The 17,622-nt window shown below is 43.4% G+C and carries 30 protein-coding genes and 1 pseudogene; 29 read left to right on the top strand and 2 right to left on the bottom strand.

The features are described 5' to 3' along the window. Positions 1-73 precede the first annotated feature (73 nt). Positions 74-1,657: a helicase HerA-like domain-containing protein gene (locus B1201_RS04135; protein WP_078192459.1), complete on the bottom strand. Its 1,584-nt coding sequence runs from the start codon at positions 1,655-1,657 to the stop codon at positions 74-76. A gap of 14 nt (positions 1,658-1,671) precedes the next feature. Continuing rightward, complete coding sequence (locus tag B1201_RS04130; RefSeq protein WP_078192458.1) at positions 1,672-2,874, bottom strand: PLP-dependent transferase; 1,203 nt, start codon at positions 2,872-2,874, stop codon at positions 1,672-1,674. Positions 2,875-3,032: 158 nt separating this feature from the next. Here B1201_RS04130 and B1201_RS04125 point away from each other — a divergent pair, with 158 nt between their 5' ends. The 29 genes and pseudogenes from B1201_RS04125 to rplQ all read left to right on the top strand — a co-directional run bounded on the left by B1201_RS04125 (position 3,033) and on the right by rplQ (position 17,592). After that, the gene (locus B1201_RS04125) at positions 3,033-3,770 is read left to right on the top strand and encodes a type 1 glutamine amidotransferase (protein WP_078192457.1); all 738 of its coding nucleotides are present in this window, start codon (positions 3,033-3,035) and stop codon (positions 3,768-3,770) included. A gap of 268 nt (positions 3,771-4,038) precedes the next feature. Continuing rightward, the gene (gene rpsJ, locus B1201_RS04120) at positions 4,039-4,350 is read left to right on the top strand and encodes a 30S ribosomal protein S10 (protein ID WP_000070912.1); all 312 of its coding nucleotides are present in this window, start codon (positions 4,039-4,041) and stop codon (positions 4,348-4,350) included. Between the two features lie 59 nt (positions 4,351-4,409). Continuing rightward, positions 4,410-5,048 carry a 50S ribosomal protein L3 gene (rplC, locus tag B1201_RS04115; RefSeq protein WP_078189280.1) on the top strand — a complete coding sequence of 213 codons (639 nt, stop codon included), beginning with the start codon at positions 4,410-4,412 and terminating at the stop codon, positions 5,046-5,048. A gap of 11 nt (positions 5,049-5,059) precedes the next feature. After that, positions 5,060-5,662: a 50S ribosomal protein L4 gene (gene rplD, locus B1201_RS04110; RefSeq protein WP_078189279.1), complete on the top strand. Its 603-nt coding sequence runs from the start codon at positions 5,060-5,062 to the stop codon at positions 5,660-5,662. Continuing rightward, positions 5,659-5,979: a 50S ribosomal protein L23 gene (rplW, locus tag B1201_RS04105; RefSeq protein WP_005012992.1), complete on the top strand. Its 321-nt coding sequence runs from the start codon at positions 5,659-5,661 to the stop codon at positions 5,977-5,979. The genes rplD and rplW overlap by 4 nt, the downstream gene beginning before the upstream one ends. An 11-nt stretch (positions 5,980-5,990) precedes the next feature. Continuing rightward, positions 5,991-6,815, top strand: coding sequence for a 50S ribosomal protein L2 (gene rplB / locus B1201_RS04100; protein ID WP_078189278.1), 825 nt, complete (start codon positions 5,991-5,993; stop codon positions 6,813-6,815). 19 nt (positions 6,816-6,834) lie between these two features. Next, on the top strand, positions 6,835-7,110 hold the full coding sequence (gene rpsS / locus B1201_RS04095) for a 30S ribosomal protein S19 (protein WP_004281508.1): 276 nt from the start codon (positions 6,835-6,837) through the stop codon (positions 7,108-7,110). 11 nt (positions 7,111-7,121) lie between these two features. Continuing rightward, a complete protein-coding gene (rplV, locus tag B1201_RS04090) occupies positions 7,122-7,451 on the top strand; it encodes a 50S ribosomal protein L22 (RefSeq protein ID WP_035265103.1) in 330 nt (109 codons plus the stop codon). Position 7,452: 1 nt separating this feature from the next. Beyond that, positions 7,453-8,269, top strand: a pseudogene (rpsC, locus tag B1201_RS04085) (30S ribosomal protein S3). Beyond that, positions 8,209-8,622 (top strand): 50S ribosomal protein L16, encoded by a 414-nt coding sequence (gene rplP, locus B1201_RS04080; RefSeq protein ID WP_068909575.1) that lies wholly within the window; start codon positions 8,209-8,211, stop codon positions 8,620-8,622. The pseudogene rpsC and the gene rplP overlap by 61 nt, the downstream one beginning before the upstream one ends. Further along, the gene (gene rpmC / locus B1201_RS04075) at positions 8,622-8,819 is read left to right on the top strand and encodes a 50S ribosomal protein L29 (protein WP_005012982.1); all 198 of its coding nucleotides are present in this window, start codon (positions 8,622-8,624) and stop codon (positions 8,817-8,819) included. The genes rplP and rpmC overlap by 1 nt, the downstream gene beginning before the upstream one ends. Continuing rightward, positions 8,816-9,073, top strand: a complete 258-nt coding sequence (gene rpsQ / locus B1201_RS04070) for a 30S ribosomal protein S17 (RefSeq protein ID WP_078192456.1) — start codon at positions 8,816-8,818, stop codon at positions 9,071-9,073. The genes rpmC and rpsQ overlap by 4 nt, the downstream gene beginning before the upstream one ends. 89 nt (positions 9,074-9,162) lie before the next feature. Continuing rightward, complete coding sequence (gene rplN / locus B1201_RS04065) at positions 9,163-9,531, top strand: 50S ribosomal protein L14 (protein ID WP_005012978.1); 369 nt, start codon at positions 9,163-9,165, stop codon at positions 9,529-9,531. 9 nt (positions 9,532-9,540) lie between these two features. Next, a complete protein-coding gene (gene rplX / locus B1201_RS04060; protein WP_078189274.1) occupies positions 9,541-9,858 on the top strand; it encodes a 50S ribosomal protein L24 in 318 nt (105 codons plus the stop codon). Between the two features lie 15 nt (positions 9,859-9,873). Then, positions 9,874-10,410 (top strand): 50S ribosomal protein L5, encoded by a 537-nt coding sequence (rplE, locus tag B1201_RS04055; RefSeq protein WP_067762907.1) that lies wholly within the window; start codon positions 9,874-9,876, stop codon positions 10,408-10,410. Between the two features lie 9 nt (positions 10,411-10,419). Beyond that, complete coding sequence (rpsN, locus tag B1201_RS04050) at positions 10,420-10,725, top strand: 30S ribosomal protein S14 (RefSeq protein ID WP_067762906.1); 306 nt, start codon at positions 10,420-10,422, stop codon at positions 10,723-10,725. 12 nt (positions 10,726-10,737) lie between these two features. Next, complete coding sequence (gene rpsH / locus B1201_RS04045) at positions 10,738-11,133, top strand: 30S ribosomal protein S8 (protein WP_078189273.1); 396 nt, start codon at positions 10,738-10,740, stop codon at positions 11,131-11,133. Positions 11,134-11,146: 13 nt separating this feature from the next. After that, the gene (rplF, locus tag B1201_RS04040) at positions 11,147-11,680 is read left to right on the top strand and encodes a 50S ribosomal protein L6 (protein ID WP_078189272.1); all 534 of its coding nucleotides are present in this window, start codon (positions 11,147-11,149) and stop codon (positions 11,678-11,680) included. Between the two features lie 14 nt (positions 11,681-11,694). Then, on the top strand, positions 11,695-12,045 hold the full coding sequence (gene rplR, locus B1201_RS04035; protein ID WP_067762903.1) for a 50S ribosomal protein L18: 351 nt from the start codon (positions 11,695-11,697) through the stop codon (positions 12,043-12,045). A gap of 2 nt (positions 12,046-12,047) precedes the next feature. Continuing rightward, positions 12,048-12,545 (top strand): 30S ribosomal protein S5, encoded by a 498-nt coding sequence (rpsE, locus tag B1201_RS04030; RefSeq protein WP_067762902.1) that lies wholly within the window; start codon positions 12,048-12,050, stop codon positions 12,543-12,545. Between the two features lie 6 nt (positions 12,546-12,551). Then, positions 12,552-12,728: a 50S ribosomal protein L30 gene (rpmD, locus tag B1201_RS04025; RefSeq protein WP_005012961.1), complete on the top strand. Its 177-nt coding sequence runs from the start codon at positions 12,552-12,554 to the stop codon at positions 12,726-12,728. Positions 12,729-12,731: 3 nt separating this feature from the next. Beyond that, complete coding sequence (rplO, locus tag B1201_RS04020; RefSeq protein ID WP_078189271.1) at positions 12,732-13,172, top strand: 50S ribosomal protein L15; 441 nt, start codon at positions 12,732-12,734, stop codon at positions 13,170-13,172. Between the two features lie 45 nt (positions 13,173-13,217). Then, positions 13,218-14,537 carry a preprotein translocase subunit SecY gene (gene secY / locus B1201_RS04015; RefSeq protein WP_171263746.1) on the top strand — a complete coding sequence of 440 codons (1,320 nt, stop codon included), beginning with the start codon at positions 13,218-13,220 and terminating at the stop codon, positions 14,535-14,537. A gap of 20 nt (positions 14,538-14,557) precedes the next feature. Beyond that, the gene (gene rpmJ, locus B1201_RS04010; RefSeq protein WP_000867907.1) at positions 14,558-14,674 is read left to right on the top strand and encodes a 50S ribosomal protein L36; all 117 of its coding nucleotides are present in this window, start codon (positions 14,558-14,560) and stop codon (positions 14,672-14,674) included. 107 nt (positions 14,675-14,781) lie between these two features. Further along, positions 14,782-15,138, top strand: a complete 357-nt coding sequence (gene rpsM / locus B1201_RS04005) for a 30S ribosomal protein S13 (protein WP_078189269.1) — start codon at positions 14,782-14,784, stop codon at positions 15,136-15,138. 19 nt (positions 15,139-15,157) lie between these two features. Then, on the top strand, positions 15,158-15,544 hold the full coding sequence (rpsK, locus tag B1201_RS04000; RefSeq protein ID WP_001040166.1) for a 30S ribosomal protein S11: 387 nt from the start codon (positions 15,158-15,160) through the stop codon (positions 15,542-15,544). 12 nt (positions 15,545-15,556) lie between these two features. After that, the gene (gene rpsD / locus B1201_RS03995) at positions 15,557-16,183 is read left to right on the top strand and encodes a 30S ribosomal protein S4 (protein WP_078192454.1); all 627 of its coding nucleotides are present in this window, start codon (positions 15,557-15,559) and stop codon (positions 16,181-16,183) included. Between the two features lie 17 nt (positions 16,184-16,200). After that, positions 16,201-17,208 (top strand): DNA-directed RNA polymerase subunit alpha, encoded by a 1,008-nt coding sequence (locus B1201_RS03990; RefSeq protein ID WP_004650465.1) that lies wholly within the window; start codon positions 16,201-16,203, stop codon positions 17,206-17,208. A gap of 18 nt (positions 17,209-17,226) precedes the next feature. After that, positions 17,227-17,592 carry a 50S ribosomal protein L17 gene (gene rplQ / locus B1201_RS03985; protein ID WP_005012953.1) on the top strand — a complete coding sequence of 122 codons (366 nt, stop codon included), beginning with the start codon at positions 17,227-17,229 and terminating at the stop codon, positions 17,590-17,592. The last annotated feature ends 30 nt before the right edge of the window (positions 17,593-17,622 follow it).

Raw genomic sequence — 17,622 nt, 5'->3', positions numbered from 1 at the left:
AGTAAAAACCATAAAAAAAATATGGGATATTAAAATATCCCATAAATTCAGCATAGATAATCGTAATGGCGAATTATTTTTTACCAAACAGTGAACCTAGCAAACCGCGTACGATTTTCTGACCTGTCGACCCACCCAAGCTGCGTGCAGCACTTTTTGCAAAAGTTCCTACCGTGTCTTGAATCAGTTTTTCACGTTGTTTGGCTGAACGCTCAGCTTCTTTTTGTTGTTCGCGTGCAAGTCGTTCTTGTTCACGCGCTTGCTGTTTGGCGAGTGCATCTGCTTCTTTGGCTTGTTGTTTGGCTAACGCTTCTTGTTCTTTGGCTTCTATTTTATCTTGTTCCGCTTGGACGGCTTGTTGTTGGCGCTCCGCCACTTTATTTTGTAAAAGTTCATAGGCACTTTCACGGTCTGCTTCGGTGTCATACACGCCTGCAACAACGCTATTTGTCATGAGTGCTTTGCGTTCTTCTACAGCAATTGGGCTAAATGATGAGTAGGGTGGCATCACCCAAGCACGTTCAACGATTTGTGGTGTGCCTTGTTCATCTAAACAGCTAATTAATGCTTCACCTACAGCCAGTTCCGTAATTACTTGATCGACTTTAAACGCAGGATTAGCTCGGAAAGTATCTGCTGCCGTTTTAACTGCTTTCTGATCTTTTGGGGTAAATGCACGTAGCGCATGCTGAACGCGGTTACCCAGTTGTCCTAAAACACTCTCAGGTAGGTCAAGTGGGTTTTGCGTTACAAAGTAAATCCCAACGCCTTTAGAGCGAATCAGACGAACCACTTGCTCAATTTTTTCTTGTAAAGCAGGGCTGGCATTATCAAACAATAAATGCGCTTCATCGAAGAAGAACACTAGTTTGGGTTTATCCATATCTCCAACTTCGGGCAATTGTTCAAACAGTTCTGACAGCATCCAAAGTAAGAAAGTCGCATAGAGCTTAGGGGTATTCATTAACTTGTCGGCTGCGAGCAGGTTGATGTTGCCACGACCTTGCGCATCCGTTTGAATGAAATCCATGATATTGAGCGCAGGCTCACCAAAGAACTTGTCACCGCCTTGATCTGCCAATGCAAGCAAATTACGTTGAATTGCACCTAAGCTTGCAGGTGATAAATTGCCATATTCATTTTTAAATTCGGATGCATGTTCACTGACGTAGCTGATCATGGCTTTTAAGTCTTTAAAGTCGATGAGCAATAAGCCCTGATCATCGGCAATACGAAAGACCGCAGATAGCACACCTTCTTGCGTGTCGTTTAAATTTAGAATTCGGGCAAGGAGCAGTGGACCAATTTCAGAAATGGTGGTGCGAATGGGATGTCCTTGTTCACCAAACAAATCCCAAAACACCACAGGGGAGGCAGCAAAAGGAATGCTCTCGATATTTAAGCTTTTAATTCGTTCGTCAAACTTAGGATTGCTTTCACCTGCTTTGGCAAGGCTAGAAACATCCCCTTTGGCATCAGCTAAAAATACAGGTACACCCAGCCGAGAAAAACTTTCTGCCAACACCTTCAACGTCACCGTCTTACCAGTACCTGTGGCCCCAGCAATCAAACCATGGCGGTTTGCAAATTGTGAATGAAGCACCACATCCTGTGTGGTGTCTTGTGTTTTTTTGCCAATAATTATTGGTGTACCCATAGATGTTCCTGTATTTATTCGAGTTGCTGTTTATTTAAATGTTGTAGTGCGTTTTCTATATCTTGTATTAAATCTGCAGGATGTTCTAGTCCTATACAAAAGCGAACAAGTAAGCCAGCTTGAATGTGTGAATGTTCGAGTATACGCATATCTTTTAAGTTATATAGCATGGCTAAACTGACTGGACCACCCCAGCTAAAACCGAGCTTAAATAGTTTCAGCGCATCGCAAAAGCGGCGTACATCCTGCAAACTATATTTTTCATTAAATATCACGCTGACCAAGCCGGCACTGTTTTGTTCTGTACAAATTTCTTTCCAATACTGATGTCCTGCGGAAGCTTCATCAGCAGGATGTAAAACCTGTACAAAGGCTGGCTGCTGTTTTAGCCAATTTAATAAAGTTAAAGCACTTTGTGACTGGTGTTCATAGCGCAGGCGCATAGAAGCCAGACTGCGTTGTATTTGCGCGGCATCATCACCAGAGATGCTAATGCCTTGAATGGCGTGCGCACGAAACAGTTTGTGATGAAGCTTTTTATCTCGTGTAATTACCGAGCCCATTAAAATATCGCCACCGCCACTTGGGTATTTGGTCAAGGCATGCACACTGATATCGACACCCAGGTGCTCAGCACTAAAATCAAAAGCATTAAAGGCAAGTCCTGCGCCCCACGTATTGTCCAGTGCAGTGAGAATGTTCTGCGCTTGAGCTTTTTTGACCAAGCCGACTAAATCTGGAAACTCTAAAGTGACAGAACCCGCCGCTTCTAACCAGATAAGCTTGGCTTGCGCTGAAGGGCTAAATGAATCGACATCAATAGGGTTATAAACCTTGACCACGATGCCATAGCGGGTTTCTAAATTGCGTAAATGGTCCATATTTGGGCCATAGATATTATCTGCGACCCAAACTTCATCCCCTTGACTTAAAAAACATGAATTGACCAAATTAATTGCAGACAAACCGCTTGGTGCGAGTAAGTGATACAAGCCACCTTCAATCTGAGCAATCTGATCGCCTAGGGTAAATGTCGTGGGTGTGCCATGTGTTCCGTAGCTATAGTCATAATCATCAGTCCAATGGCGATTAAATAGCGCATCTGTATTTTCGAAAATTATAGTGGATGCACGAAACAGGGGAGGTTGAACACTATTGATGTATTGCGGTGCCTTTCTTGGTGCATGAATGAGTTCGGTTTGAGGATTCTTTTTCACGTGGCGCTCTGAAATGATCAAAATAATAATGAATGTTCAAAAGAATACGACTAAAACGCATGGATTTACGATGCTTTTGTATAGAAAATTAAGTGAAAAGCAAAGTTGGCTTCATTCTTGCAAAACCGATATCAGAGCAACAATAATAGGTTTAGCGCATGAAGTCGCATTTAAAAGTACATTATTTTCAGCATATTGCTGGCGAAGGGTTCGGCAGTTGTTATGAATTTTTAAAACAGCATCAGGCCAAAATTACGGCCACAGAATTCTTTGCATTACCTGTCGATCAAGCCTTAGATCTCGAGGCTTTGCCGCATGTTGAAGATGTAGATTTACTCATCATCATGGGTGGGGCCATGAGCGTAAATGATGAGGCAAATTTCCCATGGTTAAAAATAGAAAAACGATGGCTGCGACGCTATTTAGCACTCGGAAAACCCGCAATCGGGCTTTGCTTAGGTGGGCAATTGATTGCTAATGCTTTGGGTGGTGCGGTGAGTCGAAATGCACAACAAGAATTGGGTTGGACGACCATCCGTAAGGTCGCTAACGTACCGCATGGCTGTTTCAAACTACCGGAAGAGTTTAAAGTCATGCAGTGGCACAGTGAAACATTTGAAATTCCCAAAGGAGCGGTATTACTGGCGGAAAATGATGCATGTCGTAATCAAATGTATCAAATTGGACAAAATGTTTTGGGCTTTCAATTTCATCCTGAAATTACCCCTGAAGTACTCGATTTATTTTTGGAAAATGATGAAGAAGTGGCATATTTTTCAGGAACACATGTACAGCCAGTACATGATCTGCGGAAAAGCGAAAAAAACAAATTTATTGAGGGAAATCAAATACTAAACCAAGCAATAGAGTATGTATTAAGAAATAATGCCTGTTGATTAAAAGTTAAGCAATTGATCTTGCATAAAAAATGAAAAATATAAGAAAAACAGCAAAAGGGATTTGCTTATGCATTAAACAATAGCTATAATGGGCGACCCTTTGATGAAGGGGGTTAGCTACGAATAAAGTAGTTAACATCGTGACAGTCACGGCATCGATCGTGACCTTAGTGATATTTCACTGCTCTTGACACTTGCCTCTTTTAAAGTGGGGTGAGATGCGTCAAGGGTGATTCTTTATATATTTGGCTTGGAGTTAACTGGTATGTCTAACCAGAGAATTCGTATCCGTCTTAAGTCTTTTGATCACCGTCTAATTGATCAATCAGCTCAAGAAATCGTAGAAACAGCAAAACGTACTGGTGCACAAGTTTGTGGTCCAATCCCGATGCCTACACGTATCGAACGTTTTAACGTTTTAACATCACCACACGTTAACAAAGATGCGCGTGACCAATACGAGATCCGCACTTACAAACGTTTGATCGACATCGTTCAACCTACAGATAAAACTGTTGATGCATTGATGAAGTTAGATCTTGCAGCTGGTGTTGATGTTCAGATCGCTTTGGGTTAAGGCTTTCGGTTAATTAACGCTCTAAGTTAATTAGGCCGCTTTTTTAGAGGTTTATGCACATGGCTATTGGTTTAGTCGGTCGCAAGTGCGGTATGACACGTATCTTTACAGATGCTGGTGTTTCTGTACCTGTAACAGTGATTGAGGTTGATCCTAACCGCATCACACAAATCAAAACGCTTGAAACTGATGGTTATCAAGCGATTCAAATCACTACTGGTGAACGTCGCGAATCTCGCGTAACTAATGCTCAGAAAGGTCACTTTGCGAAAGCTGGTGTTGCTGCTGGTCGTCTAGTTCAAGAATTTCGCGCTACAGAAGCTGATCTTGAAGGTCGTGAAGTTGGCGGAACTATCGGTGTAGATGTGTTTACAGTGGGTCAAATTGTTGACGTTACTGGTACATCTAAAGGTAAAGGTTTCCAAGGTGGTGTTAAGCGTTGGAACTTCCGTACTCAAGACGCTACACATGGTAACTCTGTATCTCACCGTGTTATCGGTTCTACAGGTCAAAACCAGACTCCTGGTCGCGTGTTCAAAGGCAAAAAAATGCCTGGTCACTTAGGTGCTGAACGTGTAACTACACAGGGTCTTGAAATCGTTGCTATCGATGCAGAACGTTCAGTTCTAGTTGTTAAAGGCGCGGTTCCTGGTGCTACTGGTGGCGACGTTACTGTTCGTCCTACTATCAAGGCCTGAGGGGAAATAACGTGAATTTAAATACTGTTTCCGGCTCTGCTGTTGAGTTATCTGAAGTTGCGTTTGGTCGTGATTTTAACGAAGCTCTTGTACACCAAGTTGTTACAGCTTACTTAGCTGGTGGTCGTCAAGGTTCTAAAGCGCAAAAATCACGTGCTGACGTTTCTGGCGGTGGTAAAAAACCTTTCCGTCAAAAAGGTACTGGCCGCGCTCGTGCTGGTTCTATTCGTAGCCCAATCTGGGTTGGCGGTGGTAAAACTTTTGCTGCTCGTCCACAAGACTGGTCTCAAAAAGTAAACCGTAAAATGTATCGCGGTGCTATGCAATGCATCCTGGCTGAGCTTGTTCGTCAAGATCGCCTTGTTTTAGTTGAAGAGATTGCTGTTGCAGCTCCAAAAACTAAAGAATTGCTTGCAAAACTTAACGACTTGAATGCACCTCGTGCATTAATCGTTACAGATGCTGTTGATGAGAACTTGTATCTTGCTGCTCGCAACATTCCACACGTTGATGTGGTTGATGCTGCTGCAATCGATCCTGTTAGCTTGATCGCGTTCGATAAAGTTGTTATGTCTGTTGCTGCTGCTAAGAAAATTGAGGTAGAACTCGGATGAACAACGAACGTATCTATCAAGTCCTACAAGGACCTGTATTCTCAGAAAAAGCACAAGTTTTAGGCGAAACTGCTGGTGTTCAAGTGTTCAAAGTTGCACTAGATGCAAACAAACTTGAAATTAAAAAAGCCGTTGAGCAACTATTTGGTGTTCAAGTTGTTAAAGTTAACACAACGATCACTAAAGGTAAGACTAAACGCTTTGGTAAAACATTAGGACGTCGTTCTGATGTTAAAAAAGCATACGTCACCCTGAAAGCTGGCCAAGATGTTGAAATGGCTGACTTGGGCGATACCGCTGAAAACGCAGCGGAATAAGGACGAAAATTATGCCGATTCAAAAATGTAAGCCAACGTCTCCAGGACGTCGCTTTGTAGAGAAAGTGGTTCATAACCACCTTCACAAAGGCGCGCCATATGCTCCGTTGGTTGAAGCTAAAAAACGTACTGGCGGTCGTAATAACAACGGTCACATTACAACTCGTCACGTTGGTGGTGGTCATAAACAGCACTACCGTATCGTAGACTTCAAACGTAACAAAGACAGCATCCCAGCTGTAGTTGAGCGTATTGAATACGATCCAAACCGTACAGCTCATATTGCTTTATTGAAATATGCTGACGGTGAACGTCGCTATATTATTGCACCTAAAGGCCTTCGCGCTGGTGATCAAGTTCAGTCTGGTAACGATGCTCCAATCCGTCCAGGTAACTGCTTGCCACTTCGCAACATGCCTATCGGTTCTACTCTTCACAACATCGAGCTTAAAATCGGTAAAGGCGCACAATTAGTACGTTCTGCTGGTACATCTGCTCAATTGTTGGGTCGTGACGGTTCTTACGCTATCATTCGTCTTCGTTCAGGCGAAATGCGTAAAGTACACGTTGAATGCCGTGCTGTGTTAGGTGAAGTTTCTAACTCAGAAAGCAACCTTCGTTCACTTGGTAAAGCAGGTGCATCGCGCTGGCGTGGCGTTCGTCCTACCGTACGTGGTATGGCGATGAACCCAGTAGACCATCCACATGGTGGTGGTGAAGGACGTAACAAAGGTATTCAACCTGTAAGTCCATGGGGTCAAAAAGCTAAAGGGTACAAAACACGTACCAACAAGCGTACGACTAAGATGATCATTCGCGACCGTCGCGTTAAGTAACAAGTAAAGGAATCTGACAATGCCTCGTTCTCTGAAAAAAGGCCCATTCGTCGATGCGCACTTGTTCGCTAAGGTTGAAGCGGCTATCGCGGCTAATAACCGTAAGCCGATCAAAACTTGGTCGCGTCGTTCGATGATCTTACCGGATTTTGTTGGTCTAACAATTTCTGTACACAATGGCCGTAACCATGTTCCAGTGATCGTATCTGAGCATATGGTTGGTCATAAATTAGGTGAATTCGCGCCAACTCGTACCTATCGTGGTCACGGTGTTGACAAGAAGTCTAAACGTTAATAGGTGCTATGATGGAAGTAACTGCTAAATTACGCGGTGCCGCTATCTCGGCACAAAAAGCACGTTTGGTTGCAGACCTAATTCGCGGCAAATCTGTTGCGCATGCTTTGAATATCTTAAACTTCAGCAACAAAAAAGCTGCAGTTTTAGTTAAAAAAGCATTGGAATCTGCGATTGCAAACGCTGAACACAATAACAGTTTAGATGTAGACGACCTTAAAGTTTCTACGATCTACGTTGATGAAGGCATGAGCCTGAAACGTATTTTGCCACGTGCTAAAGGCCGTGCAGATCGTATTACTAAGCGTACTTGTCACATTACCGTTAAGGTAGGGGTTTGATATGGGTCAGAAGGTTCATCCAATCGGTATCCGCCTAGGTGTTGTGAAACGTCATAACGCTAACTGGTATGCGAATCCGAAACAATATGCTGAATATTTGCTAAAAGATCTTCAAGTTCGTGAGTTTTTAACTAAAAAACTTAAGAATGCGATGGTGAGCAATATTCTTATCGAACGCCCTACAGGCGCAGCTAAAGTAACTATTAGCACTGCACGTCCTGGTATCGTGATCGGTAAAAAAGGCGAAGACATTGAGAAATTACAACGCGAATTAACAGCCATTATGGGTGTTCCTGCGCAAGTAAGTATCAACGAAATCGATCGCCCAGATTTAGACGCTCGTTTAGTTGCTGAGGCAATCGCTTCTCAATTAGAAAAACGTGTAATGTTCCGTCGTGCTATGAAGCGTGCGGTTCAAAACTCTATGCGTGCTGGTGCTAAAGGTATCAAAGTAGAAGTTTCAGGCCGTCTAGGTGGTGCTGAGATTGCTCGTACTGAATGGTATCGTGAAGGTCGTGTACCTCTTCATACTCTTCGTGCTGACATCGACTATGCTACTATGCGTGCTGAGACTACTTACGGTACGATCGGCGTTAAAGTATGGATCTTCCGTGGTGAGATCTTGGGCGGCATGAAACAAGTCATGAACCCAGCTCCAGCTGAAGAACGTCCAGCTAAACGTGGCCGTGGTCGTGGTGAAGGTCAAGAGCGTCGTGGTCGTCGCAATGATCGTTCTGCTGAAAAAGGAGAATAATCCATGTTACAACCTAAACGTACTAAATTCCGTAAAGTGCAAAAAGGCCGTAACACTGGTCTAGCACATCGCGGTAGCTCAGTATCTTTTGGTACTATTGCACTTAAATCAGTTGAACGTGGTCAAATGACAGCACGTCAAATTGAAGCAGCGCGTCGTACAATCAGCCGTCGTATTAAACGTGGTGGTAAGATCTTTATCCGTGTTTTCCCAGACAAACCAATTACTGAAAAACCATTAGAAGTTCGTATGGGTAAAGGTAAAGGTTCTGTGGAATACTGGGTTTGCCAAATCAAACCAGGTAAAGTCTTGTACGAAATTGATGGTGTTAACGAAGAACTTGCTCGCGAAGCGTTTACGCTTGCTGCTGCAAAACTTCCGTTTAAAACCACTATCGTGACTCGGACGGTAATGTAATGAAAACTAATGATCTACGTGAAAAGTCGGTAGAAGAGTTGACAGCTTTGCTTGATGAGCAACAGCTTAACCAATTCCGTCTTCGTATGGCGAAAGCAACTGGTCAATTGGGTAAATCGCACGAAGTTGCGCTTACTCGTAAGACAATTGCTCGTATTAAGACCCTCCTTACCGAAAAACAGGGGAACGGACAATGAGTGAACAAACAGTTCGCACGTTAACCGGTAAAGTAGTTAGCGACAAGATGGACAAGTCTATCGTTGTTCTTATCGAACGCCGCGTTCAACACCCGTTGTATGGCAAATTAATCCGCCGTTCAACTAAATTACACGCTCATGATGAAAACAATGTTGCTAAAGTTGGCGACGTAGTAAGCATCAAAGAAAGCCGCCCAATGTCTAAAACTAAGTCTTGGACTTTAGTTGAAGTTGTTGAAGCTGCTGCTGAGTAATTAAACGTTCTTGCATCATCGGTCAATTTCGAGTACTCTTTGAGCCTTTCGAAATTGCGACCGGTGATGCTCGGTTTTGGAGTAGGGCAATGATTCAAACCGAAAGTATGCTCGACGTAGCAGACAACAGTGGTGCTCGCCGCGTACAATGTATTAAAGTACTTGGTGGTTCACATCGTCGTTATGCTTCTGTTGGCGACATTATTAAAGTTACTGTAAAAGAAGCTATTCCACGCGCACGTGTTAAAAAAGGTGACGTGATGAATGCTGTAGTTGTACGTACAAAATTCGGCATCCGTCGTGCAGATGGTTCAGTTATTCGTTTCGACGATAACGCAGCTGTTATTTTGAACAACAACAAAGCGCCGATTGCAACTCGTATTTTCGGACCAGTGACTCGTGAACTTCGTACTGAACAGTTCATGAAAATTATTTCATTGGCTCCTGAAGTTCTATAAGAGGCACTCATGGCTAAGATTAAAAAGGGCGATCAAGTAATTGTGATCGCAGGTAAAGAAAAAGGCAAACAAGGTACTGTTTTGTCTGTTTCAAATGACCGTGTTAAGGTTGAAGGCCTTAACTTGGTAACGAAGCATCAAAAGCCTAACCGAGCTACTGGCGCTGAAGGCGGCATCGTAACTCAAGAAGCTGAGCTTCATATCTCTAACGTGGCAATTTTTAATGCTACAACCCAAAAGGCTGACCGTGTTGGTTACCAAGTGATTGAAGGCGTGAAAACTCGCGTATTCAAATCTAATGGTGAATCAGTGGCGGTAGCGAAGTAATAGGTTGACTAGGCAATGGCCAGACTTAAAACGCGTTACAACGACGAACTTAAGGCTCAATTAAAAGAAACATTGGGCGTTAAGAATGTGATGGATATCCCTCGCATTACAAAAATTACCATCAACATGGGTGTTGGTGCTGCATCAGCTGACAAGAAATTGTTAGATGGCGCTCTTTCTGATATGCAAGCAATTGCTGGTCAAAAACCAGTACTTACTTTAGCTCGTAAATCTATCGCTGGTTTCAAAATCCGTGATGGTTGGCCGATCGGCTGTAAAGTTACTTTACGTGGCGAACGTATGTACGAATTCTTAGACCGTTTGATCTCTATCGCGATCCCTCGTATCCGTGACTTCCGTGGTTTCTCTGCGAAATCATTTGATGGTCGTGGTAACTACTCAATGGGTCTTAAGGAACAAATCATGTTCCCTGAAATCGATTTTGATAAGATTGATCGTATTCGTGGTATGGACATTACCATCACTACGACTGCTCGCACCGATGACGAAGGCCGTGCGCTTATGCGTGCATTCGGCTTCCCGTTCAAATAAGAGGTCGATATGGCTAAGAAAGGTATGATTAATCGCGAATTGAAACGCGAAGCTACTGTTGCTAAATACGCTGCGAAACGTGCTGAATTAAAAGCAATTATCGCAAACGTAAATGCATCAGACGAAGAACGTTTCGAAGCGATGATGAAATTTCAAGCATTACCACGTAATGCGTCTCCAGTACGTCTACGTAACCGTTGTGGTTTAACTGGTCGTCCTCATGGTTACTTCCGTAAGTTCGGTTTAAGCCGTAACAAATTACGTGAAACAGTAATGCAAGGTGATGTACCGGGCGTTGTTAAGGCAAGCTGGTAAGGAGCACTATAAATGAGTATGCAAGATACCGTTGCCGACATGCTAACACGTGTTCGTAACGCACAAATGGCAAAGAAACAAACTGTTTCTATGCCAAACTCAAAGTTGAAAGTTGCGATTGCTAACGTACTTCAACAAGAAGGTTATATCGCTGATGTAGCTGTTGCTGATAATGAAGGCAAAGCGACTTTAACGATTACTTTAAAATATTTCGAAGGCAAACCAGTTATTGATACTGTGAAACGCGTAAGCCGTCCAGGTCTACGTCAATATCGCGGTAAAGATGCACTTCCTAGCGTTAAGCAAGGTTTAGGTATTGCAATTGTTTCTACAAGCAAAGGCATCATGACTGATCGCGCTGCACGTGCTGCAGGTATCGGTGGTGAAGTTATTGCTTTTGTTTCTTAATAGGTGATTCCTCATGTCTCGTGTGGCTAAAGCCCCAGTAACTGTACCTAACGGTGTTACAGTTACTCAGAACGGCCGGCAGGTCGAAGTGAAAGGCAGCAAAGGTACATTGTCTTTCAACCTGCATGCGCTGGTCGAGCTAAAACAGGAAGACGGTACTCTAGTTATTGCTCCTAAAGCTGAATCTAAAGATGCTTGGATGCAAGCTGGTACTGCTCGCGCTGTGCTTAACAATCTTGTAAAAGGTGTTAACGAAGGTTTCGAACGTAAGTTACAGCTTATCGGTGTTGGTTATAAAGCTGCGGTTAAAGGTAATATTGTTAACCTTAACCTTGGTTTCTCTCACCCGATCGACTACAACCTTCCTGAAGGTGTAACTGCAGAAACTCCTACTGCAACTGAAATTGTACTTAAATCAGCTGATAAAGCTAAATTAGGTCAAGTTGCTGCAGAAATCCGTGGTTACCGTCCGCCAGAGCCTTATAAAGGTAAAGGTGTTCGTTATTCTGACGAAGTTGTACTTCGTAAAGAAGCTAAGAAGAAATAAGGCGCGAGGTTCTTATGAACGAAAAGAAACAATCCCGTTTGCGTCGTGCGAAAAGCACACGCTTGCACATCCGTGCATTGGGTGCGACTCGTTTGTGTGTAAACCGCACTCCGCGTCACATCTATGCTCAAGTTATCTCTGCAGATGGTGGCAAAGTATTAGCGCAAGCTTCTACTTTAGACGCTACTCTACGTGCTGGTACTACTGGTAACGTTGAATCGGCTCAGAAAGTTGGTGCTTTAATTGCAGAACGTGCTAAAGCGGCTGGTGTAACTAAAGTTGCATTTGACCGTTCTGGTTTCAAATATCATGGTCGTATCAAAGCCTTGGCTGATGCTGCTCGTGAAAACGGCTTGGAGTTCTAATCATGGCTAAAGTTGAACAAAACGAAGGTCTTGTTGAAAAGCTGGTTGCCGTTGATCGTGTAGCCAAAGTTGTTAAGGGTGGTCGTATCTTCTCTTTCACAGCATTAACTGTTGTGGGTGATGGTAATGGTCGCGTAGGTTTTGGTCGTGGTAAAGCACGTGAAGTTCCAGCTGCTATTTCTAAAGCACTTGAAGCTGCTCGTCGCAACATGATTACTGTTGACCTTGTTGACGGTACTGTTCAGCACCCTATCAATGCTCGTCACGGTGCAAGCCGCGTTTACATGCAACCTGCTTCTGAAGGTACTGGTGTAATTGCTGGTGGCGCTATGCGTGCAGTTTTAGAAGCTGTAGGTGTACGTAACGTATTAACTAAGTGTTATGGTTCTACTAACGCTGCTAACGTAGTAAACGCAACTTTTAACGGTTTGCGTGATATGACTTCTCCTGAGAAAGTTGCTGCGAAACGTGGTTTATCAGTAGCACAAATTCAAGGGTAATCAATCATGAAAACGATTAAAGTTACCCAGACTAAATCTTCATCGCATCGCTTGAAAAATCACAAGCTTAGCCTTAAAGGTTTAGGTCTGCGTCGTATTGGTCATACAGTTGAAGTGCAAGATACGCCTTCTAACCGTGGTATGATCAACCAAGTTTACTATATGGTTAGTGTAGAGGAATAAGCCATGACTCTGCGTTTAAATACAATTGCACCTGCAGAAGGTGCTAAGCGTGACAACCTACGTTTAGGCCGTGGTATCGGTTCTGGCGTTGGTAAGACTGGTGGCCGTGGTGTCAAAGGTCAAAACTCACGTAAGAGCGGTGGTACACGTCCTGGTTTCGAAGGTGGTCAAACTGCGTTATATCGTCGTTTACCTAAATTCGGTTTCACTAGCCAAATGGCTTTGAAAACTGCTGAAGTACGTTTATCAGAACTCGCTAAAGTTGAAGGCGACATCGTGTCTCTTGAAACTTTAAAAGCTGCTAACGTTGTGCGTAAAGATATGTTACGTGCACGTATCGTACTTTCTGGTGAAATTACTCGTGCGTTCACTGTTCAAGGTGTTGCATTGACTAAAGGCGCTAAAGCTGCTGTTGAAGCTGCTGGCGGTAAAGTCGAGGAGTAATCCCCAGTGTCTATGACTCCTAGTTCGACAGGTCATGTTAACATGATGAAAGGCCAGCCTTTTCATGTGAAATATCGTGAAATTATCCGCCGTATGATGTTCCTCATCGGGGCGTTGTTGGTTTTTCGACTGGGAGCACATATTCCAGTACCGGGCATTAACAATGCCGCACTAGAGAATCTGTTTAATGCAAACCAAGGTACGATCCTTGGTTTGTTTAACATGTTCTCAGGTGGTGCATTAGAGCGTATGTCAATTCTTGCTCTTGGGATTATGCCGTATATCTCTGCATCGATTATTGTGCAGTTAATGTCTACGGTTGTTCCTTCGCTGGAAGCTTTAAAGAAAGAAGGCGAACAAGGTAAGCGTAAGATCAATCAATATACGCGACAAGGCACATTGTTTCTTGCACTTGTGCAAGCTGTTGGGATGTGTGCAGGTCTGATTAGTCAAAATATTACTTTGACTAGTGGACTTGCTTTTTACGTTCCTGCTGTAACTTCTTTAGTTGCAGGTACAATGTTCCTGATGTGGTTAGGTGAGCAAATTACAGAGCGTGGAGTAGGGAATGGTATTTCCATGATCATCTTCGCTGGTATTGTTGCTGGTTTGCCGAACTTGGTTCTGCAATCTTTAACCTCAGTAGATAATGGCCAATCAAGTTTAATTGGTCTTGCAATTTTTGCATTGCTGTCTGTTGCAGTGTTAGCAGCAATTGTGTTTATTGAGAAGGCGCAGCGTCGTATTCCGGTAAACTATGCTCAAAAACAACAAGGTCGTCGTGTATTTACTGCCCAGCAAACACATTTGCCATTAAAAATTAATATGGCGGGTGTGATTCCTGCAATTTTTGCTAGTTCATTGCTATTGTTCCCAGCGAGCTTAGGGCAATGGGTAGGCAGCGCAGATCCAAATGCTGGCGTGATTAAACGTGGCCTACAAGATTTGGCACTCGTATTGTCGCCGGGTCAACCGATGTATTTGGTGCTATTTGGCGCATTAATTATCTTCTTCTGTTACTTCTATACTGCGCTAGTATTTAGCCCGAAAGAAGTGTCAGAGAATTTAAAACGTAGTGGTGCTTATGTACCGGGTATTCGTCCTGGTGAGCAAACTGCACGCTATTTAGATCATATTTTGAATCGTTTGACTTTTATTGGCGCGGTTTATATCACAATCATCTGTTTAATGCCGATGATTCTACAAAGTTCATTTGGTATTCCATTTAGCTTAGGTGGTACGTCTCTACTGATCGTAGTGGTGGTGGTGATGGACTTTATGGCTCAGCTTCAAGCTCATCTCACATCGCATCAATATGACAATCAATCGTTAATGCGTAAAACGACTGCTCATCCGAAAGGATAAGCGCACTTAGAGGTTTCATTATGAAAGTTCAAGCTTCTGTAAAGAAAATTTGTGGTAGCTGTAAAGTTATCCGTCGTAATGGGGTTATTCGCGTAATTTGCAGCGCAGAACCTCGTCATAAGCAGCGTCAAGGTTAATCTGATCAAGACCTGTTGATTTCAGTAGGCTAATTAGGTTATTATCCGCCCCTCAAAGATTTTGTCGGGCGGTTGATTATCTTAACTGCCTTTTTGGAGAAAATTGAATGGCTCGTATTGCCGGTGTAAACATTCCGGATAACAAGCATGCTGTTATCTCTCTAACGTACATTTTTGGTATTGGTCGCCACACTGCAAAAGCTATCTTAGCTGCTGCTGGTATTGCACCAACAACTAAAATTCGTGAATTAGATGACGCTCAGCTTGATGCGATTCGTGCAGAAGTTACTAAGGTTCCTACCGAAGGTGATTTACGTCGCGAAATTTCCATGAACATTAAACGTTTAATGGATTTAGGCTGCTACCGCGGTCTTCGTCATCGTCGCAGCTTGCCTGTCCGTGGTCAACGCACCAAAACTAACGCACGTACCCGTAAAGGTCCGCGCAAACCTATTAAGAAATAAGATTTCTGGAAGCTAAAAGATGGCTAAAGATACTCGCACACGCAAGAAGGTCACTCGTACCGTCTCTGAAGGTGTTGCACACATTCACGCTTCTTTTAATAACACCATTGTGACTATTACCGATCGTCAAGGTAATGCACTGGCTTGGGCTACCTCTGGTGGACAAGGCTTCCGTGGATCACGTAAATCAACTCCGTTTGCTGCTCAGGTAGCTGCTGAGGTTGCTGGTAAAGCTGCTTTAGATTACGGTTTGAAAAACTTGGACGTCCTTGTAAAAGGTCCTGGTCCAGGTCGTGAATCTGCGGTTCGTGCTTTAGGTGCAGTGGGTTATAAAATTAACAGCATTACCGATGTGACGCCAATCCCGCACAACGGTTGCCGTCCACCTAAAAAACGTCGCGTGTAAGGAGAAACATTCATGGCTCGTTATATTGGTCCAAAATGCAAACTCTCTCGCCGCGAAGGGACAGACCTGCAATTAAAATCTGGCGTTAAACCATTTGACGTCAAAACAAAAAAAGCTGCTAAAGCACCTGGCCAACATGGTGGCGCTCGTGGCGGCAAACAATCTGAGTACTCACTACAATTACGTGAAAAACAAAAAGTACGTCGTATGTACGGTGTTTTAGAGCGTCAATTTAGTAACTACTACAAAGAAGCTGCTCGTGTTAAAGGCGCAACAGGTGAAAACTTGTTGAAACTTCTTGAAAGCCGTCTAGATAACGTTGTTTATCGCATGGGTTTTGGTTCTACACGTGCAGAAGCTCGTCAGCTTGTATCTCACCGTTCAATCACTTTAAATGGTCGTCGTGTTAATATCGCGTCTATCCAAGTTAAAGCTGGTGACGTTGTTGCAGTTCACGAAGGCGCTAAACAACAATTGCGTATCAAAAACGCAGTTGAGTTAGCGACTCAACGTGGCATTCCATCTTGGATTGAAATTGATCATTCTAAATTGGAAGGTACATTCAAAGCTGCACCAGATCGCTCTGATTTACCTGCTGAAATCAACGAAAGCTTGATTGTAGAATTGTATTCTAAATAATCCTTGAGGTAGCAATAATGACGCGTACTGCAAATGAGTTTCTAACTCCGCAAGCGATTAAGGTCGAAGCGGCAAGCGGGACCTCGGCAAAAGTTATTCTAGAACCATTAGAGCGTGGCTTTGGTCATACTCTTGGTAATGCTTTACGTCGTATCCTTTTGTCTTCTTTACCTGGCGCAGCCGTGGTTGAAGTAGAGATTGAAGGTGTCGAGCACGAGTACAGTACTTTGGAAGGCTTGCAGCAGGACATCGTCGAGCTCTTGCTGAACCTAAAAGGATTGTCTATTAAGCTGTTCGATCAAAATGAAGCTTATCTGACATTGGAAAAACAAGGTCCTGGCGACGTTACAGCCGCTGACCTTCGTTTACCACACAATGTTGAAGTGGTTAACCCTGAACATTTGATCGGTACTTTAAGTGCTTCTGGCTCATTAAAAATGCGCCTGAAAGTTTCTCAAGGTCGTGGTTATGAGACTTCTGATTCACGCTTCCCTGAGGGTGAAACTCGCCCAGTGGGTCGTTTGCAATTAGATGCTTCTTACAGCCCAATCAAACGTGTGTCTTACACAGTGGAAAACGCTCGTGTAGAACAACGTACTGACCTTGATAAATTGATCATTGATCTTGAAACCAACGGTACTGTTGATCCTGAAGAAGCTATCCGCAAAGCGGCAACAATCTTGCAACAACAAATTGCAATTTTTGTTGATCTTCAGAAAGATCAAGCACCAGTTGCTCAAGAGCCTCGTGAAGAAGTTGATCCGATTTTGCTTCGTCCAGTAGATGATCTAGAGCTTACTGTTCGTTCTGCTAACTGTTTGAAAGCAGAAAATATTTACTACATTGGCGATCTTGTTCAACGTACTGAAGTTGAGTTGCTTAAAACTCCTAACCTAGGTAAAAAATCGTTGACTGAGATTAAAGATGTTCTGGCATCGAAAGGCTTGCAATTGGGCATGCGTTTAGAGAACTGGCCACCGGCTAGCCTCCGCATGGACGATCGCTTTGCTTATCGTAGCCGTTAATTAAGTAGGACTATCACCATGCGTCATCGTAATAGTGGTGTGAAATTAGGCCGTACAAGCAGTCATCGTAAAGCGATGTTCCAAAACATGGCTAATTCTTTGTTCGAACACGAGTTAATTAAAACTACTGTTCCTAAAGCAAAAGAATTACGTCGTGTTGCTGAGCCTTTAATCACTTTAGCTAAAGTCGATTCTGTAGCAAACCGTCGTTTAGCGTTTGCTCGTACTCGTTCAGCTGCAACTGTTGGTAAATTATTTACCGTTCTTGGCCCTCGTTACAAAGAACGTAACGGCGGTTATCTACGTGTTCTTAAAGCGGGCTTCCGTGCAGGTGATGCTGCACCGATGGCTTACGTTGAGCTAGTAGATCGCGAAGTTAACTAATTTCGTGAAGAGCAGCGTACGTTGTTCTAA

The organism is Acinetobacter sp. ANC 5600, from assembly GCF_002018395.1.
GTDB classification, from domain to species: domain Bacteria; phylum Pseudomonadota; class Gammaproteobacteria; order Pseudomonadales; family Moraxellaceae; genus Acinetobacter; species Acinetobacter amyesii.
Note: the sequence above shows the minus strand (reverse complement) of the source record. Positions and strands in the feature narration are given on the sequence as shown.